Genomic DNA, 19,852 nt, shown 5'->3' with positions numbered 1-19,852 from the left:
AAAGTAAGGGGGAGAGGGATGAGGAAAATCGGAAATAAAGCGACCGGAGACGGCTGGCGCCAGGGGCTTAAAGGCAGAATCGCTTTCCTCGTTTGCACGCTCGCGATCGCCGCGATCGCCCTGATCGTATATGGCCTATCGTCCGGCGGCGAGCAGACATCGACAAAGCCGGGCGGGGGCGATTCGTCCGCCGAACCGGAAGCTCCATACAAGGTGCTCGTGTTCAGCAAGACCGGAGGCTTTCGCCACGACTCCATTCCGGCCGGGATCGAAGCGCTTCGCAAGCTGGGTGCGGCCAACGGCTTCGAGGCGGACGCGACGGAGGACTCGTCGCGCTTCAGCCCGGAAGGGCTGAAGCCTTATTCGGCTGTTGTGTTCCTGAACACGACGGGGGAGATATTAAGCGAAAGCGAGCAGGCCGCTTTCCAGGCGTACATCCAAGCCGGGGGAGGATACGTCGGCATCCATTCCGCTTCGGATACGCTGCACGCGTGGCCGTGGTACATGAATCTCGTGGGCGGCATGTTCACGGATCATCCGGCGATCGCGAAGGGTGCCGTTAGGGTGGCGGACAAGGCGCATCCTTCGACCGCGGAGCTTCCGACAATCTGGACGAAGACCGAGGAGTGGTACAACTTCCTCGCCAATCCCCGGGGCGAGGTACACGTGCTGGCTACCGTGGACGAGGAGTCGTACGAGGGCGGTACGATGGGCGCCGATCATCCTGTATCCTGGTGCCGCGAATTTGACGGAGGACGCTCCTGGTATACGGGCCTGGGCCATGCGGCGGAAAGCTATACGCAAGATGAACATTTTCTCCGGCATGTGCTGGGGGGCATTCAATGGGCGGCGGGGAAAAAGGACGGCGACTGTTCCGCGACCTTGTACGACGACCGAAATTATCAGAAACAGGAACTGGCAAGCGCTCTGGACGCTCCGCTCGCGCTCGACTTTGCGCCTGACGGCCGTCTGATCTTCATCGAGATCGGCGGCGCGGTCAAAATCTACGATCCGTCCACGGGCGCGACGTCAGCGGCAGGCAAGCTCGGCGTCGTGAGCGGCAACGAGCAGGGACTGTTGGGACTCGCGCTGGATCCGGAGTTTGCCTCCAACGGCTGGATCTATTTGTTCTATTCTCCGGTCGGCGAGACGAGCGAAGATCGCCTGTCCCGATTTACGATGAAGGGCGGCGTTCTGGATTTGGCTTCGGAGAAGGCCATGCTGTCCGTACCGACGCAACGCGTCGAGTGCTGCCACCACGGCGGCAATCTGGAGTTCGGCGGCGACGGCTACCTGTATGTCGCTACCGGGGACAATGTGAACCCGTTTGCCTCGGACGGCTTCAGTCCGACGGACGAAGGCAGGCATCGGACCGCCTGGGACGCGCAGGGAACGTCCGGCAATACGAACGATCTGCGGGGGAAAATCCTGCGGATCAAGCCCGAGAAGGACGGGACGTATTCGATTCCCGAAGGGAATCTGTTCCCGGAGGGCGGGGGAGAGGGACGACCGGAGATTTACGTCATGGGGGTCCGCAATCCTTACCGGATGACGATCAGCCCATTCGACAACGCATTGTATTGGGGCGACGTCGGTCCGGATGCCGGAGCGGATAAGCCGCTTCGCGGTCCGAAAGGGTACGACGAATTTAATAAGGCGACGACAGCGGGAAATTTCGGCTGGCCGTATTGCATCGCCGACAATAAACCTTATCGGGACTACGACTTTCTGTTCGGGGGCTTCGGCCCGGCGTTCGACTGCGCCGGCTCGATCAACGACTCGCCGAACAACACGGGAGCGCGGAAACTGCCTCCGGCGCAAGGAGCGTTCATCTACTATCCTTACGGGCCGAGCGAGGAGTTCCCGCAGATGACCGACGGAACGGGTCGAACGGCCGCCGTCGGCTCGATGTACAAGTACGATCCCGGCAACCCGAACGAATTCAAGCTGCCGGCGTACTTGAACGGGTCGCTCATCCTGTTCGACTTCTCGCGCCAATGGTTCAAGGAAGCCAAGTTCGACGATTCCGGCAGTCTGATGACGATCAATCCGTTCCTGACCCATCTCGTCTTCGATCATCCGATCTACGCCAAAGTCGGCCCCGATGGCGAACTGTACGTCATCGAATTCGGCACCGGCGGTCCCGATGGGAAAATCTCGAAGATCTCCTACAGCGGAGCGGCAGGCAATCAGGCGCCTCTCGCTTCGGCGAAGGCCAGCGCGACGAACGGGCTAGCGCCGCTGGCGGTAACGTTCAGCTCGGAGGGGACGAAGGATACCGAAGGCGACGCGATCACGTACGCGTGGGATTTTGACGGGGACGGCAAGACGGATTCGGTGGAAGCGACCGCCGGCTTCACGTACGAGACGAACGGCAATTACAACGCGAAGTTCACGGCGACGGACAGCGAGGGCAACGCCTCGTCGGTCGTCATTCCGGTGACGGTCGGCAACCGCGCTCCCGTCGTGACGATCCGTGCGCCGGCGGCGAGAGGGTTTTTCTCCTGGGGCGACGAGATCCGCTACGAGGTAACGGTGACCGACGCAGAAGACGGGGAGATCGACTGCTCCAAGGTGCAGGTCACTCCCGCTCTCGGCCACGACGAGCACAACCACCCGAGTCCGACGCTGAACGGCTGCTCGGGAACGTTCCGAACGATGGAGAGCGATACGAACGTTGAGAACACGTTCCTTTATTTGACGGCGAGCTATACGGACGCCGGAACGGAAGAAGCGAACGCGCTGACAGGCACGTCGACGATTACGCTGCTGTCCTCGGACAGACAGGCCGAATATTTCGACGAGTCTAGCGGAGGCAAGCTGCAGACCGAGAACACCGAGGATACGGGAGGCGGCCGCAACCTCGGGTTTATCGAGAACGGTAGCTGGATCGCTTACAAGGCAATAAATCTCGTCAACATGACCGGAATCCGCGCTCGCGTCTCCTCCGCAGGAGCGGGAGGCACGATCGAGATGCGCGCAGACTCGGAGACGGGGCCGCTGCTCGCGACGTTGGGCGTTCCAAAGACCGGGGACTGGCAGAAGTGGGTCGACGTGGAGAGTGGGCTGACGTCTGTTCCGGCCGGCGAGCGCGATATTTACTTCGTATTCAGGGGCGGCGACGGCTATCTGTTCAACGTCAACAAGTTCGATTTTCTCGGCTCGGGAATCGCGGTGCCCTGAGCGTCGCGGCTCCTTCGTGGGCCCGCCTCACGAGGGCCAAGAAAGTGCCTTGAGCGTCACCGGCTTTTCTCGGACCCGCGTCGTGAGGGCCAAAAAAGTGCCCTGAGCGTCACTGGCTCTTCTCGGACCCGCGTCGTGAGGGCCAAAAAAGTGCCTTGAGCGTCGCGGCCTCTACGGGTGCCCGCGTCGCGAGGGCCAAGAAAGTGCCCTGAGCGTCACTGGCTCTTCTCGGACCCGCGTCGTGAGGGCCAAAAAAGTGCCTTGAGCGTCGCGGCCTCTACGGGTGCCCGCCTCACGAGGGCCAAGAAAGTGCCTTGAGCGTCACCGGCTCTTCGCGAGCCCGCGACACGAGGGCGAAGAAAGTGCCTTGAACGTCGCCGCTCTTTCGCGGAGCCGCCCTCCCTGCTGGCCAAAGGGTCATAGCGGCGAGAGTCGGCAACAAACAAGCCTGCAGCGGCGATTCGCTGCAGGCTTGTTCTTGCATCAGACGACCACGAAGTCGGCGGTCAGAGCGATCCGGTCCGAGCCGGGGCCGACGAGAACCGTGAACACGCCCGGCTCGACGACCCACACCATATCCTTGTTCAGCAGGCGAAGCTCCCTCGGTCCGAGCGTGAACGACACTTCGCGCTTCTCGCCCGGCTCCAGGCGGATTCTGCGGAATGCCTTCAGCTCCCGATCCGGCGTGGCGACCGAACTGACGACGTCGCGCAAGTACAGCTGCACGACTTCGTCTCCGGCCCGGTCGCCCGTATTCGCCACCTCGACCGTGACGGTCAGCTCGCCGTCCGGAGAGAGGCGTTCCCGGTCAAGGCGGATGCCGGCGTACTCGAACGTCGTATAGCTAAGCCCGTGACCGAACGCGTAGAGCGGACGGTTGTCGCCTTCCACGTAGTGGATCTGACCGCCGCGCTTGCGGCAGTAGTAGACGGGAATCTGCCCCAGCGAACGGGGGAAGGAGATCGGCAGCCGGCCCGACGGGTTGCAGTCGCCGAACAATATTTCCGCGATCGCTTCTCCTCCGGCTTCTCCCGGGTACCAGGCTTCGAGAATTGCCGGGATGTTCGCGTCCTCCCACGCCATCGTAATCGGCCGCCCGTTCTGCAGGACGAGCACGACCGGGGTGCCGGTGGCGTGAACCGCCTTCAGCAGCTCGAGCTGCCGGCCGGGCAAGTCGAGGGAGGAACGGTCGACGCCTTCCCCGCACGTTCTCCGCGAATCGCCGAGCGCCACGACGGCGACGTCGGCTTGTCGGGCCGCTTCGCAAGCTTCCTCGATGCCTTCGGCTCCGTTGCTCCAGCCGAGCATCACGGACACTCCGCTCGCGTCCTTGCGATATTCCACGATCACGTCGTATTCCCGCCCGGCTTTCAGCTCCGCGGGCACGCTCCGGCTCGCGTTCTTGCCCTCGCCCCAGCCGTCGACGAGCAGCTTGCCGTCCAGCCACAGCCGCATGCTGTCCTGGCTGTCCGTGCCGATGTAGCCGGAGAAGTCCTGGGCCGGCGCGAGCTTGCCTGTCCACCGAACGGAGAAGCGGTGCGAATCGATGCTCTGGTCCGGCTTGGTGATGACCCAGTTGAAATTGATGTACGGATCGATTCGCGCAAGGACGGGCTCTCCAGCGAGATCGGGGTTGTTGAAGTATTCGCCGAGCAGCCCCGGGCGGCCGCGGCCGTCGGAGAAGCTTCCGATCGGGATCGGCTCCAGTTCGTCTTCCAGCACGCCCGCTCCTCTGACATAATCGACGACCGTGCCCGGCGAGACGAGCTTGCGGATGCCGGCGAGCACCGTCGTCGGCTCGAAGCCTTCGATGTGCGGCGTGTAGTCGCCCAAGCGGGCCGTATCGGCGCTCGGCCCGATAACGGCGATCCGCGCGACGTCTTTGCGCAGCGGCAGCAGTCCGCCTTCGTTCTTCAACAGCACCGTGCTTTCCCTTGCCGTCTGGAGAGCGATTGCGGCGTGCCGCGGATGACGAACCGCGCTCTTGTACAGATTCGGGTCGATGTACGGATTCTCGAACAGGCCGAGCATGAATTTGACTTTCAGCACGCGGGAGACGGCAAGATCGACAACGGATGGCGCGAGCTCTCCGCTCTCTGCCATGTCTACGATCTCGTCCTGGTACAGCTCATGCGGGAAGTCGTAATACTGCATGTCCGTTCCCGCCTCGATCGCCTGACGAATCGCCTCGCGATCGGAACCGGCCGTATAGTGGGCGCTCTTCAGCCGGGAGATGGCGCCGAGGTCCGAGCGGACAAAGCCCGGCATGTTCCACCGCTCCCGAAGAACGTCCGTCAGCAGACTGCGGTCGGAAGCGCACGGCACGCCGTCGATCGTATTGTAGGAGCACATGGCGTTGACGGCGCCGCCTTCGACGTATGCGGCCTCGAAGACGGGAAGATGCACCGTCTCAAGCTCGCGTATGCCGATCGTGACGGGGGACTGGTTCAGCCCGCTCTCCGGGATGCCGTGTACGGCGAAATGCTTCGGTTCGGCGACGATGCTGTCGTTCGCGGCCAGGCTGTCGCCCTGCAAGCCCTGCACCATGGCGACGGCCATTCGGCTCGCGAGCAGCGTGTCCTCGCCGAACGTCTCCTCGACGCGCCCCCAGCGGGGTTCGCGGGCCAAGTCGAGCACGGGGCCGAAGCTCTCGTGTATGCCGAAGCTGCGCGTCTCCGCGGCGATGCCCCGGCCGATCTCGCGCACGAGCTCCGGATTCCACGTGGACGCCATCGCGATGGCGTGCGGAAAGACGGTGCAGCCGGGCCGAAGCAGCCCGTGCAGCGCCTCCTCGCTGAACAGGATCGGAATGCCGAGGCGGGTTTGCTCGACGGCGTAACGCTGCAACTGGTTGTTGATTTTGGCCGTTCCGTACAGGTCGTGAATGCAGCCGATCCCGTCTTCCCCGATAATCTCCATCACTTTGTCCCACTGGATTTTCGCGTCGGCGGCCATGACGGTATCCATCGCCGGGTGCGCCGCGGTCATGAACGAGACGCCGAAATACTGGTCGAGCTGGCGTACTTTCTCCCTAAGCGTCATGCGGCCGAGCAGGTCGGCGACGCGTTCCTCTAACGGGGCTCCGGCATCGCGGTACACGGGCGCGGTTACGGTGTTATCGCTCATTGCAGCTCCTCCTGTAAACGTTTTATTTTCGACGATACAGAATGGACAAGTTTCACCCTATTATTACCTGTATCGTCCCCGCAAAGCTTCCCCAGCGTCAAATGACCCCGAAGGCGTTTTTGCTTGACGAGTCAGAAAGTATAAAATTCGCTATCCTTATCTGAATCGTCTCCGACAAAACGCATTCATCGTCCAAATGACGCTGGAGGCGTTTTTGCTTGGATTGATTCCAATATAGAAAAAACCCCCCGACATTTCCCGTCAGGGGTTGCGATAAGGTCGTCATTTTTTGTGGCGGAAGGAAGATGGGGCGCGTCCGTGGATTTTTTTGAACACTCGGTTAAACGTCTCGATGCTGTTGAAGCCGGCCCGGTACGCGACGCCGGTGACGGAGTCGTCCCCGTCCGCCAGCAGCCGCTTGGCGACGTTGGCGCGGAACGCGTTGACGTAATCGACGAAGGTGGAGCCGGTCGCCTCTTTGAAGAAGCGGGAGAAATAAGTCGGACTGAACCCGGCGATGTCCGCCGCGCTGCCGAGCGAGAGATCCCCCGCATACTCGGTTTCGATATATTTCAGCACCTTGTTCAGCCTGTCGAGCTGTTCGAGCCGCTTCGTTCTCTCCTGGGCGGAATAGGGCTCCATCGGAAGCCGCCGGACGACGAGCGCGGCGATCTCGCTGATTCTCGCCTTGAGGACAAGCTCGTGGCCGATCTTCCGACTCCGCCATTCCTCGTGAATCGTTGAGAAGTGCCGTTTGAACGCTTCCCTGAGCGCCGCATCCTCCCCGTCAAGATCTCTGCCTGCGTTCGCGCGAAGGTGCGGCGTCAAGATGCGCTGGCCGAAAATCAGGTCCGAGAACGCGTCGAACGCCGTTATGCCGAGCTGAAGAATAATTTTGTGACAGCCCTGGGGATTGGCTTCGTAATGATGAAGCTCGCAGGAGCCTACGAACAGCACGTCCCCCGCCTCCAGGGCGTAGAGCTCGTCGTTGATGCCAATGCGCATTCGCCCTTCGAGCACGTATACGATCTCCAGCTCCTGATGCCAATGGACGGGAAAGCCGTTTTCCATCGAACTGACGATGATTCTGTGGGGCTGGCTCGTGTTCAAGGAAATTTTCTCGTGCCAAGGATGCATGGGCGATCCCCCGGATAAAAGAAGTAGAATCGTTTCTTCTATTCTAGCTTTCCGTCCCCCGCGCTACAAGGGAAGAGACGTTTTTGCGCCCGGGCGGACGGGTTGGGCAGGAGGACAATTCTAGACTGTAAAAGCCAAGTTTCACTCCTGTTTTGCCCGAGTGGGGTTACGTTACCATGAACTAAAGCAAAGCAGAATCCGTACACGCGAGGGGTGAAATGGGTGGGAAGCATCAAGTTTAATCACGTTTACAAGAATTACAGGGGAGAATCGCGCCCGGCCGTCAACGACTTCCACCTGACGATCGAAGAGGGAGAATTCCTGGTGCTCGTAGGCCCGTCCGGCTGCGGCAAATCCACGACTCTGCGCATGCTCGCGGGGTTGGAGGAGATCAGCAGCGGGGAACTGTATATCGACGATAAATTCGTGAACTACGTGTCTCCGAAAGACCGGGACATCGCCATGGTATTCCAGAATTACGCCCTGTACCCCAACCTGTCGGTCTATGAAAACATCGCGCTCGGCCTGAAGCTGCGCAAGACGGCCAAGTTCGATATCGAGCTGAGGGTGAACCGGGTGGCGAAGGTGCTGGAAATCTCCCATCTGCTCGATCGCAAGCCGAGTCAGCTCTCCGGCGGGCAGAAGCAGCGCGTCGCCCTCGGACGCGCCATCGCCCGCGAGCCGCAAGTGTTCCTGATGGACGAACCGCTGTCGAATCTGGACGCCAAGCTGCGGGCGCAGACGCGAGCGGAACTGATCAAGCTGCAGGCCGACTTGAAAAGAACGACCGTGTACGTGACGCACGACCAGGTCGAAGCGATGACGATGGGCACGCGGATCGTCGTCATGAAGGACGGCGTCATCCAGCAGGTCGCGGCGCCCAGAGAGCTGTACGACAAGCCGGCCAACCTGTTCGTGGCGGGATTTATCGGCTCTCCGCAGATGAACTTCATCGAAGGCGTCGTCACTCTGGAAGAGGGACGTTACTATTTTACGAACAAAAGATTAAAGCTGCTGCTTCCGCGCGAATACGACGTCCAATTCGAACGGCTGACGAGATCGGTGCGCAACGTCATTATGGGCGTGCGGCCCGAGCACGTGCTGCTTAAGCCGGGGGAAGCGGACGGGGAAGAATATGTCGCCGGCGTCGTACAGATGACCGAGGTGACGGGCGCGGACAGCTACGTCTACGCGGCGATCGGCGATTACAAAGTGATCGCCCGCACGGAGCCCGAAATCTCGTACCGCAAGGACGACGTTCCTGCAATCGGTTTCAACAAGGGCAAGCTGCATTTCTTCGACGTGACGACGGGAGAGTCGCTGGCAGCCGGAGGAACGGAAGCATGAGGATGAAGAACATTAAGCTTCCCCGCGCCGCCCTGCGCATCGCCATCCGCCTCGTGCTCACCGCGGCCGTGCTGTTCGGCGGTTACCGCTGGATCGAAGGCGGGGAGACAGAAATACGCGCCTCCGACGTCGGCGTCGCCGATTTGCTGGCTTACGAGGAACAAGGCGAGAAGCCGCCTTACGCTTTGCTGATGCAGGAAGCCGGGACTTCGGCCGGCCAGGAAAGCGAAGGGCCGCCGATCGTGATCGATCCCGCGGACTACGGGGCCTCGGGTCCCGAAGCCCGACTGGAGACGGTCGCGGGCGCGGAAGGGACGGAGCTGCACTGGCTGAACGAGGAGGGCTGGGCGGAGTGGACGTTCGATGCGCCCGCCGCGGGCTGGTACGAGTTGCTGTTCGAATACAAGCCGCTGGAAGGCGGCAAAGGGTCGATCGTTCGAGGCGTGCAGATCGACGGCGCCTACCCGTTCGCGGAGTCGGAGAGGATCGAGCTGCAGCGGAACTGGAAGGACGCCAAATATCCGTACGACCGCAACGAGATCGGCATGCAGATTCGTCCGCAGCAGGACGAACTCGTCGGCTGGTCGGTCAAGGCGGCTTCCGACTTCTCGGTTTCTTCTGAACCGCTGCTGTATCGTCTGGAGCAAGGCAAGCATACGATTCGCCTCGTCGGCCACAAGGAGCCGATTGCCTTGAAATCGCTGACGCTCCGGCCGAAGAAGCCGCTGCCGACCTACGCGGAATACGCGGCGGGCAAGCCCGCCCCGACCGAAGAGGCGGCCTGGTACGGAGTGAAGGAAGCGGAAAACTTCGAACGGAAGTCCGCGCTGTCGATCCAGACCGACCATTGGAACGAGCCGTACGTCTCCCCTCTGCCGAAAGGACATATCACCTATAACGTTCTCGGAGGGCAAAGGTGGAGGCTGCCGGGAGAATGGGTGGAATGGGAGCTGCAAGTGCCCAAGGACGGCTGGTACGAGATCGATCTGAAAGTCTACCAAAACTATCGCAACGGCTTTAAGGCGTACCGGACGATCGAGATCGACGGCGAAGTTCCGTTTCGGGAGCTGCTCCGGTATCCGCTCGAATTCAACCGCGAGTTCACGATCGAGACGATCGTCGATCCGGAAGGCAAGCCTTACCAGTTTTATCTCACCGAGGGTTCCCACAAGCTGCGAATGACGGCCGACTCGTCGCCGCTGCTGCCGGTCCGGCTCGCCTTGACGAGCGTGCTGCAGGATTTGTCGGCGTTCGACCGCGATGTGCGGCGCATTACAGGCAACTACAGCGTCAAGGCGTACGACGCGAACATGGACGAGAAGCGCACGTGGGACATGAAGAAGTTCGATCCGGACGTCGAGCCGAAGCTGGACGCCTTCATCCGGCGGTTGGCGGATATCCGCGATTACTTGAACGGCTTGAACGGCAAAAACTCGGATATTTCCGAGGCGCTGCTCAACTCGATCGATTTGCTGGAAGCGATGCGGGCGGACGTGGACATCGTTCCGAACAAGATCAACGATTTCTCCACGATCCAGAGCAATATCGGCACATGGATGACGACGCTCACGCAGCAGCCCCTTCTGCTCGATTTTATCGTCGTTCGCACGCCGGAGGCGGATCCCGGGTTCAAGGAGCCGACGGAGCTGTCCCGCATTCCGTACTCGATCGTCGATTTCAGCAGATCCTTCGTGATGGACTACGACATGCGCAAGCATAACCGGGAGGAAGCGTTGACGATCTGGGTGCAGCGCGGACGCGATTACGCGGACCTGCTGCGCGAGATGATCGCCCAGGACTTCACGCCGAAGACGGGCATCGAGGTGAACGTCAACCTGATGCCGAACCCGAACATGCTCATTCTCGGCAACGCGGCGGGAGAGGTGCCGGACGTCGCGCTCGGCGTCGGCGAAGCGACGCCCGCGGATTACGCGATGCGGGACGCGGTGGAGGATCTGTCCGGCTATCCCGGATTCGAGGAAGTGTTCGACCGGTTCATTCCCGGCGTGCGCCGCGCGATGAACTACGACGGCGGAGTGTACGGCCTGCCGGAGGTTCAGAACTTCCAGGTGCTGTTCTATCGCACGGATATTTTCGACAGCTTGAATCTGAAGGCGCCGCAGACGTGGGACGACGTCTTCGACATTCTGCCGACGCTTCAGGAGAACGGCATGACGATGAACTACCCGAAGGCGGATTTCGCAACGATGTTTTTCCAGCAAGGCGCGGAGCTTTATTCCGAAGACGGCCTTACGGGCGTTCTGACGAGCGACGAAGGGATCAAGGCGTTCAAGCGGTGGACGGAGCTGTACGACAAGTACAATCTTCCGATCGATATCCCGGCGTTCTTCCAGCACTTCCGCGACGGGGACATTCCGATCGGCATCGCCGATTTCAATACGTACGTGCAATTGCTCGTCGCCGCTCCGGAAATTACCGGGCATTGGAAGATCGCGCCTCTGCCGGGCGTCAGACAGCCGGACGGAGAGATCGCCAGATGGTCGCCGCAAGGCTTGTCGGCCGGCATGATCATGAAGAAGAGCAGCAAGAAGGACGAAGCGTGGGAGTTCCTGAAGTGGTGGACCTCCGCGGAAGTGCAGGCCAAGTACGCCAGCGATATGGAGTCGTTCTACGGCATCGAATTCCGCTGGAACACGGCGAATGTCGAAGCGATGAAATCGTTGTCCTGGCCGAGCGACGACTTGAAGGCGCTCCGCGAGCAGGCGAAATGGGCGAAAAACATGCCTTATGTCCCCGGTTATTACTTCTTGAACCGGGAGCTGGAATTCGCCTGGAACGCCACCGTGATGGACCGCATCCCGGCGCAGGAATCGCTGGAGAAGGCGCAGCTGAGCTTGCAGCGGGAGATGAACCGGAGGCAGAAGGATTTCGGAATCGCCCCGGGCTCTAATCTGCATGTGCCTCAGGTCACGCAACCTTACGAATGGGAGGAACCCCAATGAACAATACGGAGCTGACTCCCGGAATAACGAAGCTTAGGAGGCCGCCTTCCGTGGGCGCCAAGCTTCGGCAGTTTTTCGCCGAGATCAAGCGGGACGCGTTCGTCTATGTTTTCCTGGCGCCGTTCCTCATTTGTTTCCTTATTTTCATCGTCATTCCCGTCTGCATGGCCGCTCTGCTCGGCTTCACGTCGTACGACGGCTTCGGCTCGCTTCGTTTCATCGGCTTTAGCAACTACATCACGCTGTTCACTCAGGACGTTATTTTCTTGACCAAAGCGCTGCCGAACACGTTCCTGTTCGCCTTGATCGTCGGTCCGGGCGGATACTTGCTGAGTTTTCTGTTCGCATGGCTGATCCAGCAGCTGCCGCTCAAGATCCGCGACTATTACACGCTCGCGTTCTACGCGCCGTCGATGGCCGGGGCGGTCGCCCTGTCCGTCGTCTGGATCGCGCTCTTCAGCGGCGACCGCACCGGTTACTTGAACCAGTTTCTGCTCAGCTTCGGCTTCATTGAAAACCCGATCATCTGGCTGCAGAAGCCGGAGTACCTGATGAAGGTCATGATCATCGTATCGCTGTGGATGAGCTTCAGCGTCGGCTTCCTGGCGATGCTTGCCGGGCTGCAGACCGTTAACCGCGAGCTGTACGAAGCCGGCCGGATCGACGGCATTTCCAACCGGCTGCAGGAAGTGTTCTACATTACGCTCCCGTCCATGAAGCCGCAGATGCTGTTCAGCGCGGTCATGACGATCGTAGGCACGCTGAAAGCGGGGAGCATCTCGACCCAACTGACGGGGGTGGCCGTGACGCCGCAATACGCGGGGCATCTGGTTATCAACCATATCGACGACTACGCGTTTATCCGCTTCGAGCTGGGCTACGCGTCGGCGATCTCGGTCATGCTGCTTCTCGTCAGCTACTTCGCGATGAGATTCGCCTACCGGCTGTTCGGTTCGAAGGAGGAGCTGTAAAACGATGATTCGCAAACTTCGCCGAGTAACGCCGTTCCAGGTCGTGCTGGTGACCGCCTTCACGGCGCTGGCCGCATTCATGTCGATTCCGATCATCTTTATCCTGAACCATGCGTTTAAGCCGCAGAGCGAGCTGTTCCTGTTTCCTCCCCGGATCTTCGTGCAGGATCCGTCTTTCCGGAACTTCGAAATTCTGCTGCTACACGCATCCAACGCGGCGGTTCCGTTTACCCGGTACCTGTTCAACAGCATCGTCGTCGTCGGCTTAACGCTGGTCGGAGTCATCGTTGTCAGCACGATGGCCGCCTACGTCATCGCCAAGTACCGGTTTCACTTCAAGGGGCTGATCATGGGGATGATCACGCTGAGCCTGATGTTCGCGCCGGAGACGGTCAGCATCCCGCGATATTTGATCATCAGCGGCCTTCATATCAACGACACGTATTTCGGACATATTTTGCCCGCTCTCGCGTCGCCGGTCGCCGTGTTCATGCTCATCGGGTTCATCTCGCAAATTCCGAACGAGCTGCTCGAAGCCGCGAAGATCGACGGGGCCAGCCAGCTTGGCATCTTTACGAAAATGGTGCTCCCGCTGTCGATACCGGCCATAGCGACGATCTCGATCCTGACGTTCCAAGGCGCATGGGGAGACGTCGAACCGTCCACGCTCTTCATGCAGAGCGAAACGATGAGAACGCTGGCGTTCTACGTTAATAGTTTGATCAGCGGCCTCCAGAACAGCGTTGCCGGCCAGAACATGGCCGCCGCCGCCGGGTTGTTGATGTTCATCCCGAACTTGATCATCTTCCTGCTCTTCCAGAAGAGAGTCATGGAAACGATGGTCCATTCCGGAATCAAGTGACACTTCAGCAAAGGAAGTCGGAACCGATGAAAAGATGGCTTGTTTTCCTGCTCCTGGCGGCGATCGCGGTACTGGCGCTGCCGCCCGAAGCGAATGCTCGGCTCCCGTATCAGACGACTTATTACGATAGCAATCAATCCTATTGGTATGGGATTCAGGCGATCTACAAGCCTGAGGGCGCCTACGGAGGACAATTCGACGAGCCCGTCGACCTGTTCGTCGCGAGCGACGACAAGATTTACGTCGCGGACAAGGGCAACGACAGAATTTACGTGCTCGGCAACGACGGGGGAGCGCTCGCCGAGATCGGGGACGAGGAGGGGCCGGGAGCCCTCAGTTCCCCGGAAGGCGTGTTCGTCACGGCGGATGGCGAAGTCTACGTCGCCGATTCAGGCAACGAGAGAATCGCCGTGTTCGGAGCGGACGGCAAGTTCAGCCGCGAATTCAAGAAGCCGGATTCCCCGGTTATGTCGAAGGAGCACTTCGTTCCGACGAAAGTCGTTGTCGATCGTCGCGGAGTGATGTACGTCAACACGAACGCGTCGTATCAAGGCTTGGTTCGGCTTAGTCCGAACGGAGAGTTCATGGGCTACTTCGGCGCGAACAAGGCGCAGCAGACGCTGCTGAACTGGGTGAAGAAGCTCATCTTGAACAAAGAGCAATTGAAAAAAGAAGTTCCGGGGCTGCCCAAGCCGATCCAGAATATCACGATCGATCCGGACGGCTTCGTCTACACCGCGACCGGGGGGAGCTTCGGCGCCTCGGCGATCCGCAAGCTGAACGCCGGCGGCGTGGACGCGTTCAAAGGCAAGACGTTCCAGCATAGTCACGGCATCCAGGACGTCGCGATCGACTTGAACGGCTTCCTGTACAACATCGATCTCGACTTCGGCCGGGTCACGATCTTCGACCGGACCGGAGACCCATTGTTTGCGTTCGGCTTCACCGACGTCAACACGCAGCAATACGGGGTATTCGGCTTCCCGACCAGCATCGGCGTCGATACGAAGATGAACGTCTGGGTAACGGATAGCCGCACGAAGACGATCCACAAGTTCAGGCGCACGGAATTCGGCGACGACGTTCTGAAAGCGCTCGTCCTGTACGACGAAGGCCGTTACGAAGAGAGCAAGCCTTACTGGGAACGGGTATACGCCCGCAACGAGATGTACAACAACCTGTACATCGGCCTCGGCAAAGTGTACCTGGAAGAGAAGAAAAACGAGCTGGCGCTTGACTTCATGAAGGAAGCCTACGATACGAAAGGCTATTCCAAGGCATTCTGGGAGCTTCGTCTCGATTGGCTGCAGAAGCATTTCCTCGGCCTGATTCTCGGACTGATAGCCGTCTACCTGCTGTTCAGGGCGATTCCGATCGCATACCGGAAAATTCTGGCCTGGAAACCGCCGAGCGAAGCTTACAAGAAGACGCTCGACGACATCCGCAATCTCGGCCGGGTCATGATCCATCCGTACGACGCCTTCTACCGGATGAAGGAAGCGAAGGTCTCGCCTTGGCTCATTATCTCGATTCTGGCCGCCGTCGTTCTCGTGAAGATCGCCTCCATCTATTGGAGCGGCTTCCTGATCAATCCGATCAATCTGGCTTATGTCGATCTGTGGGCTTCGCTTCGCCTGTTCGTTCTGCCGTGGATCACCTGGATTATCGCGAACTATCTCGTATGCAGCGTCAAGGACGGGGAAGGCAAATTCCGGGAGGTCATTCAGGGCAGCACATACGCGCTCGCGCCCTATCTGATCTGCTCGATTCCGCTGATCATTCTTTCGAACGTGATCACGCTTGAGGAAAGCGCCATTTTTAATGCGATCTCCGCCGTGATGTACATCTGGATGGCCGTTCTGTTCTTCGTAATGACGCAGGTCATCCACAATTTCGAGTTTCTCGAGTCGCTCAAGAACATCGCAATCACGGTCTTCGCGATCGGCACGATCTGGCTGTTCGGCTTTATCGTCTTCGGCCTCTCGTACAACCTGTACGACTTTTTCAATCAGCTTTACAACGAGGTGATCTTCTATCGTTAACTTCATCCAAAACCTGTCCCTTCGGGTAAAGCTTATCGTCGTCGCCGGGCTGGTGGTCGTCGCCGCGTTCCTCTTCTTCTTCCTGAGGGAAGGAGAGACGCCTCTCGACGTGGCGCTGGCTCGGGCAGGCATCCCCGAACCGGTTAACGAGCGCGCCTCGTTGTACTCAGACGAAGAATGGAAGCCGACCGCGGGAGCGGACGGCTACGCCCTGGCGGTCGAGAACGACGCGTACGCGCTGTACGTTCGGCCGGACAATACGCAGATCGCCTTGGCCGACAAGAAAACCGGCTATCGCTGGACCAGCAATCCGACGCAGGAGCAAATCGCCGAGGAGACGGTCAAAGGACAGCTGCTGACGAACCTGCAGTCGCCGTTCGTACTTACGTACGTTACGACCGAAGGCAAGGACCAGACGAACCGCAAGGCGGTAGACGCCCTGGACAAGAACCTGAAGGCGAAGCTGTCTCGCTCCGCGAACGGTTTGCAGGTTACTTATGCGCACGCGGAACTGGGCTTGACGTTCTCGCTGGAATACGAGTTGACCGAAGAGGGATTCAAGGCGCGAATACCGACAAACGGCATCAAGGAAGAAGGCAAATTCGTCATCTTCTCCCTCGACGTGCTCCCTTTCTTCGGGGCGGCCAAGATCGGAGAAGACGGATATTTATTCGTTCCCGACGGACCGGGAGGCTTGATCCGTTTCAAGGGAGATCGCGCGAACATTTCCAAAGGCTACATCCACCAAGTGTACGGACTCGAACCGACGAACATGATCAACTTCCAGCGTTCCGGCGAGCGCCGCGAAAATATTTCATATCCGGTCTTCGGCGTGAAGCGCGGGGATCAGGCGTTCGTGGCCATGATCAGCAAAGGCGGGGACTCGTCGAACATCGCAGCGATGCCTCCGGGCATCAAATCTTCGTTCTACAACGTGTTCGCCAATCAAATCTACCGCGAGGATTACTTGTTCATGAGAAGCCGAGAATCGACGCCGGTCAAGGCCGTACAGAAGAAGCGGCTCGAGACAGACAGAGAGATCGAATACCGCTTCCTGAACGGAGACAAGGCCGATTATGTCGGAATGGCCGACGCCTACCGCGATTACTTGTCGGACAACGGCAAGCTGGGGGAGCCGCTTGAACCGGTCAAGAACATTCCGCTCTATCTGAAAGTGATGGGAGGAACGTTCAATGAAGCTTTCGGAAGGGTGCAGTATTTCCCGGCGACGACGTTCGATCAGGCAACCGATATGGTCAAGGGGCTGCAGGAGCGCGGAGTCGACAACATAGAGGTCATTTACTATGGATGGCAGAATATGGGCGGCTACCGGCTCGACGATCGATTCCCGATCGAGAAGAAGCTCGGAGGCACGGCCGGCGCCAAAGCGTTTATCGACGAGATGAAGAAGAGAGACATCGGCGTTCAGTTCTATGACGATTTCGTTTGGCTGAATACGGCCAACACGGGCCTCTCTCCGAAATCCAGCGGCATTCGCGGAGTCGACGGTACCGTATCTGTGTTCGAAGGCTGGTTTTTGAGCAAGCCGGCGCGGACGGTCGATATGGCTTACCAGGCAGTCCAGAAATTGAAGGATATCGGCGTGTCGGGCATACTCTACGACTGGATCGGAGAGATGGTGTTTCACGACTACGATCCGACGGCGATAGCGACGCGGGGAGATACGGTCCAAATCTACTCGGGGCTGCTGGACTACACGCGCAAGACGCTGGGTTGGTCCGGCGTTTACCGAGGCAATGATTATACTCTCGCCAACATCGATTACATCATGCAAATGCAATACGAATCCAGCTTCGACTTCATGATCGACGAGACTGTGCCCTTCTATCCGATCGTCGTACACGGTTACATCCCGTATTCGTTCAATGACGGGAACCTGCGCAACGACGTCGAGGCCGAATTCCTGAAAGCGATCGAATACGGCGCGATGCCGTCCTTCTATCTGACGCACGAAGAGTCTCGCAAATTGCGGGACGGCGGCATGTACTTCCTGTTCAACAGCCAATATGAGAAATGGGCGGACAGGATCGGAGTCGAGTACAAGCAGTTCGACCAATTGGCGCACGTGTTCTCGCAACGGATCGTCGATCACGAGAAGCTGGCCGAGCAACGATTCGCGACGACTTACGAAGACGGAACGCGCGTCGTCGTCGATTACGGCAACCTGACGTTCGCCGTCGAGAAAGGAGCGGGCATGTGAAGCCATCCAACGAAATATCGCGCCAAAGACGCCTCTTCCACTCGAAACGGTACGGCATCGGCCTGCTGTTCATGCTTCCTTGGCTGATCGGGTTTTGCGTATTCGTCGCCGTCCCGATCGGCTGGTCGATTTTCATGTCGCTGCACAAGGTGTCCGTCGTTCCAGGCGGATTCAAGTACGAACGGTTCGGGCTGAAAAATTTCAAGGACGCTTTCGTCGTCGACAACGTGTTTCCGATCGAGCTGATCACCTACTTCCAGCAGATGCTGCTTATGGTGCCGATCATCGTGATCTTCGCGCTGCTGATCTCGCTCATGCTGAATCAGCGCTTCCCCGGAAGATTTATCTTCCGCGCAATTTTCTTCCTGCCCGTCATCTTCGCGACCGGTCAGGTGCTCTCGGAGCTGTTCGCCCAGGGAGCGGGAGAGATCCCGTTCCTGGAGCAGTACAATCTGCAGCCGATGGTCGAGAAATACGTCGGCCTGCAGTTCGCGACGACGGTCATGGACGTGCTCGGCCGGGTCGTTCTGATTCTATGGTACTCCGGCGTGCAGATTCTCATCTTCATCGCCGGCTTCCAGACGATCTCGCCGTCGGTCTACGAGGCTGTCCGCATCGACGGGGCTTCCCCGTGGGACAGCTTTTGGAAAATCACGCTGCCGGCATCCGTGCCTTTCATCAGCCTGAACGTGCTCTACACGATCATCGATCTGTTCACGTTCCCGCTGAATCCGGTGCTCCAGCACATTCGGGCCAACATGTTCAAGATCGATACGGGATACGGCTACGCCAGCGCGCTCGCCTGGATCTACTTCGGCTTCGTGTTCGCGCTCATCGCCGTCGTGCTGTGGCTGTTCGGGCGCAGCATGAAGTCAAGGGGGAAACGCTCATGAACGCGACTCGCGTCATTATCCGCAAGTTCGGAGGGCAGGCCAAGGCGATCTTCTGGAGCCGGTCCGTCCAGAGAATCAAGGTATTCGTGCTGGGACGCAGCGTCTCCGACGGGCTGCTGGCCAAGCTGATCCTGTACCTGCTGCTCTCCATCGTCGCTTATTTGTACGTGCAGCCGATTTTGTACATGATCAGCACCGCGCTCAAGCCTTTGAGCGACCTGCTCGATCCGACGGTCAAGTGGATTCCCCGGGTCGTCACCTGGGAGAACTTCCAGACCGCGGTCAAAGGCATCAAATATCCGGAAGCGCTTCAGAACACCGCGATCATCGCGATCTCCTGCTCCGTCGTGCAGGTGCTGATCTGCGCGATGACCGGCTACGCGCTCGCCAAGCTGGCCGTGCCGTTCAAAGGGCTGATCACGGCGCTCGTCATCCTGACGTTCCTGATTCCGCCGCAGATCATCATCATTCCGCTGTACGTCATCTACAGCAAGCTGAGTTTGCTGAACACGCTGTTCGTGTTCCTGATCCCGGCGATTTTCGGCCAGGGGCTGAAGAGCGCGCTGTTCATCCTGATTTTTCGCCAGTTTTTCAAGTCGCAGCCGCTCAGCCTCGAAGAGGCGGCGAAGCTCGACGGCGCGTCGACGGCGCGGCTGTTCTTCGGCATCATGCTGCCGCTTGCCCGCTCGGCCTGCCTGGTCGTGTTCCTGTTCTCGTTCATCTGGTATTGGAACATGTACTACGAGCCGTCCTGGTTTCTCACGGACAACTTCACGCCGCTCTCGATCCGTCTGGATCGCCTGGAGGACGTGCTGAATCCGTCGCTGCTCGGCCAGCGGAACACGATCGACAATCCGGCGACGGAAAGCTCGAAGATGGCGGCCGCATTCCTGATCATACTGCCTCCGATTCTCGTGTTCATGTTTCTGCAGCGCTGGTTCGTCACCGGAATCGAGAGAACGGGAATCGTGGAATAAGCTTTCGGACGACTTCGGGGAGGTGATGCCGGCAAAGCCCGGTTGTCGGAAAAGGATAGGCCGGAACATCGCGCAAGGCTCCGGGACTTCAGGTGCCGGAAGGAATCCGCATTCATTATCCAATAAGGGG

At 59.3% G+C, this 19,852-nt stretch carries 11 protein-coding genes; 9 read left to right on the top strand and 2 right to left on the bottom strand.

Translation table 11 applies throughout. The annotated features are described in order from the left end of the window. Positions 1-18 precede the first annotated feature (18 nt). Positions 19-3,183 (top strand): ThuA domain-containing protein, encoded by a 3,165-nt coding sequence (locus B0G52_RS03945; RefSeq protein WP_094042211.1) that lies wholly within the window; start codon positions 19-21, stop codon positions 3,181-3,183. Positions 3,184-3,666: 483 nt separating this feature from the next. Here B0G52_RS03945 and B0G52_RS03940 read toward each other — a convergent pair whose 3' ends face one another. Further along, positions 3,667-6,309 (bottom strand): glycoside hydrolase family 3 N-terminal domain-containing protein, encoded by a 2,643-nt coding sequence (locus B0G52_RS03940; RefSeq protein ID WP_094042210.1) that lies wholly within the window; start codon positions 6,307-6,309, stop codon positions 3,667-3,669. 282 nt (positions 6,310-6,591) lie between these two features. Further along, complete coding sequence (locus B0G52_RS03935) at positions 6,592-7,446, bottom strand: helix-turn-helix transcriptional regulator (RefSeq protein ID WP_094042209.1); 855 nt, start codon at positions 7,444-7,446, stop codon at positions 6,592-6,594. Positions 7,447-7,668: 222 nt separating this feature from the next. Here B0G52_RS03935 and B0G52_RS03930 point away from each other — a divergent pair, with 222 nt between their 5' ends. The 8 genes from B0G52_RS03930 to B0G52_RS03895 all read left to right on the top strand — a co-directional run bounded on the left by B0G52_RS03930 (position 7,669) and on the right by B0G52_RS03895 (position 19,722). Then, positions 7,669-8,793, top strand: a complete 1,125-nt coding sequence (locus tag B0G52_RS03930) for an ABC transporter ATP-binding protein (protein ID WP_094042208.1) — start codon at positions 7,669-7,671, stop codon at positions 8,791-8,793. Next, positions 8,790-11,756, top strand: coding sequence for an extracellular solute-binding protein (locus B0G52_RS03925; RefSeq protein WP_094042207.1), 2,967 nt, complete (start codon positions 8,790-8,792; stop codon positions 11,754-11,756). The genes B0G52_RS03930 and B0G52_RS03925 overlap by 4 nt, the downstream gene beginning before the upstream one ends. Next, positions 11,753-12,727, top strand: a complete 975-nt coding sequence (locus tag B0G52_RS03920; protein WP_198960589.1) for a carbohydrate ABC transporter permease — start codon at positions 11,753-11,755, stop codon at positions 12,725-12,727. The genes B0G52_RS03925 and B0G52_RS03920 overlap by 4 nt, the downstream gene beginning before the upstream one ends. 4 nt (positions 12,728-12,731) lie before the next feature. Further along, positions 12,732-13,589, top strand: a complete 858-nt coding sequence (locus B0G52_RS03915) for a carbohydrate ABC transporter permease (RefSeq protein ID WP_094042206.1) — start codon at positions 12,732-12,734, stop codon at positions 13,587-13,589. Positions 13,590-13,615: 26 nt separating this feature from the next. Further along, a complete protein-coding gene (locus B0G52_RS03910) occupies positions 13,616-15,631 on the top strand; it encodes a YIP1 family protein (protein ID WP_094042205.1) in 2,016 nt (671 codons plus the stop codon). Positions 15,632-15,740: 109 nt separating this feature from the next. Then, complete coding sequence (locus B0G52_RS03905; RefSeq protein WP_094042204.1) at positions 15,741-17,852, top strand: DUF5696 domain-containing protein; 2,112 nt, start codon at positions 15,741-15,743, stop codon at positions 17,850-17,852. Next, entirely contained in the window at positions 17,849-18,745 is an 897-nt protein-coding gene (locus B0G52_RS03900; RefSeq protein WP_233162347.1) for a carbohydrate ABC transporter permease, read from the top strand. Before B0G52_RS03905 ends, B0G52_RS03900 begins: the two co-directional genes overlap by 4 nt. After that, positions 18,742-19,722, top strand: coding sequence for a carbohydrate ABC transporter permease (locus B0G52_RS03895; RefSeq protein ID WP_094042203.1), 981 nt, complete (start codon positions 18,742-18,744; stop codon positions 19,720-19,722). The genes B0G52_RS03900 and B0G52_RS03895 overlap by 4 nt, the downstream gene beginning before the upstream one ends. The last annotated feature ends 130 nt before the right edge of the window (positions 19,723-19,852 follow it).

It is taken from the genome of Cohnella sp. SGD-V74, assembly GCF_003001675.1.
Lineage (GTDB): Bacteria > Bacillota > Bacilli > Paenibacillales > Paenibacillaceae > Cohnella.
Note: the sequence above shows the minus strand (reverse complement) of the source record. Positions and strands in the feature narration are given on the sequence as shown.

What these genes read in the sequence shown, in the direction of transcription:
- B0G52_RS03940 (WP_094042210.1), bottom strand. Translation starts at nt 6,309, where the DNA reads ATGAGCGATAACACCGTAACCGCGCCCGTGTACCGCGATGCCGGAGCC.
- B0G52_RS03895 (WP_094042203.1), top strand. Translation starts at nt 18,742, where the DNA reads ATGAACGCGACTCGCGTCATTATCCGCAAGTTCGGAGGGCAGGCCAAG.
- B0G52_RS03935 (WP_094042209.1), bottom strand. Translation starts at nt 7,446, where the DNA reads ATGCATCCTTGGCACGAGAAAATTTCCTTGAACACGAGCCAGCCCCAC.
- B0G52_RS03915 (WP_094042206.1), top strand. Translation starts at nt 12,732, where the DNA reads ATGATTCGCAAACTTCGCCGAGTAACGCCGTTCCAGGTCGTGCTGGTG.
- B0G52_RS03925 (WP_094042207.1), top strand. Translation starts at nt 8,790, where the DNA reads ATGAGGATGAAGAACATTAAGCTTCCCCGCGCCGCCCTGCGCATCGCC.
- B0G52_RS03910 (WP_094042205.1), top strand. Translation starts at nt 13,616, where the DNA reads ATGAAAAGATGGCTTGTTTTCCTGCTCCTGGCGGCGATCGCGGTACTG.
- B0G52_RS03945 (WP_094042211.1), top strand. Translation starts at nt 19, where the DNA reads ATGAGGAAAATCGGAAATAAAGCGACCGGAGACGGCTGGCGCCAGGGG.
- B0G52_RS03920 (WP_198960589.1), top strand. Translation starts at nt 11,753, where the DNA reads ATGAACAATACGGAGCTGACTCCCGGAATAACGAAGCTTAGGAGGCCG.